Source organism: Burkholderia sp. BCC1640 (assembly GCF_902833125.1).
Lineage (GTDB): Bacteria > Pseudomonadota > Gammaproteobacteria > Burkholderiales > Burkholderiaceae > Burkholderia > Burkholderia diffusa.
Genome location: NZ_CADFEF010000088.1, coordinates 1 through 1,406, shown reverse-complemented (window position 1 = coordinate 1,406; position 1,406 = coordinate 1). Strand labels below are relative to the sequence as shown.

Here is a 1,406-nt window from a genome sequence, read left to right as displayed (position 1 = left end):
GAAATAAGGTGCATCCTCGGGGCAAACTTCTCCGAATGGGCGGCGCTTCGCTTCGGTATCCGGCCATTCCCCGCCCACATCGCCGACCACCTCGCGCGATCGCCTATTAATCAGTGTTTCCCTAGGCAAGTCGATCACATTTTGTTTAAATGATCGACTCCCAGTCTTTCGAACAAGAACAACCATGAGCGATCTTAAAGACGAAATCTCTCCGTCGCGATGATGGCGATGCTACCGCCGCTTGGGCTCGCGCTGAACGGGACATCGTCGGTACTGTACGGAACCGTACCGGGCAAGTTGGACGCCCGCAAACGCGAACAGGTATTCGCGATGTTCTATACGTCCACGATCAGCGCCAGCACGTTGTCGCCCGTGCTGTTCGGTGGTATCAGCGAGACGCCGCGGGTGTGCCGATCGCGTTGATCACGCTCGCGGCGACCCTGCTGACACTCCCACTGTCTTGGTATGTGCAGAGGGGGCTGGAGCGCTAACGCCGGCTGCCAGACTAGCAGCGGCTAGGCCAACGCCCGTCCTGATGCAAGCGCCCGAGCAAATCCGACGAATCGCTCGACACAGGCCAACGAGAATGGCCCGCTCCACAACACTGTCTGTTTGAGCACGCAGGGTTTGGCCAAGGCAAATACGCGACACCCGAACGCTGTAACGTGGACGTGAATCCGGGCACGATCGCGCCCCTCCGCTGCCACTAGTGACACCAACGTCGTGATCTGCGCCGCGGTCAGGCCCAACCGCGGCTCGATGCCAGCTTCTTCACAAAGATCTTCTAACGCTGTGCACTCACCGCGGGCTTTCGGCACGGACCAACCGAACCCGATGTCCATCGGGTCGTCGCCTTACGGAGCCGTTGATGGTCTCCCATGTTCTCGAATGAAGTCGCGCAGTTGTGGGTAGACGACCGTGCGCCAGCGGCGACCCGAGAAGATCCCGTAGTGACCGCACTTCTCGGCGGTCAGGCTGCGGCGCTGATCTTGCCGGATACCGGTGCACAGCTCGTGCGCGACGTGCGTCTGGCCGCTGCCCGAGATGTCGTCGAACTCGCCCTCGATCGTCATCAGCGCGGTGTGCTGGATGTCCTGCGGACGCACGCGTTCGCCTTCGACATCCCACGTGCCCTCGGCAAGCCGGAACTCCTGGAACACGACGCGGATCGTCTCGAGGTAGTACTCGGCGGCGATGTCGAGTACCGCGTTGTATTCGTCGTAGAATTTGCGATGCGCTTCGGCGTCGTCCTCGTCGCCGCGCAGCAGGCTCTGGTAGAAATCCCAGTGCGATTGCGCGTGACGTTCCGGATTCATCGCGACGAAGCCCGTGTGCTGCAGGAAGCCCGGATACACGTGGCGGCCTTCGCCCGGATAGTTCGCGGGCACCGTGTGGATCACGTTGTT

At 61.2% G+C, this 1,406-nt stretch carries 1 protein-coding gene and 2 pseudogenes; all 3 read right to left on the bottom strand.

Annotation, left to right across the window (positions count from 1 at the left end; genetic code table 11):
* The coding region (locus HWX25_RS33320) for a hypothetical protein (RefSeq protein WP_208457060.1) at positions 1-186 on the bottom strand (186 nt) is incomplete at its 3' end.
* Between the two features lie 329 nt (positions 187-515).
* A pseudogene (locus tag HWX25_RS33645) lies at positions 516-791 on the bottom strand (LysR family transcriptional regulator); the annotation flags it as partial.
* A gap of 87 nt (positions 792-878) precedes the next feature.
* A pseudogene (locus tag HWX25_RS32560) lies at positions 879-1,406 on the bottom strand (polyhydroxyalkanoate depolymerase); the annotation flags it as partial.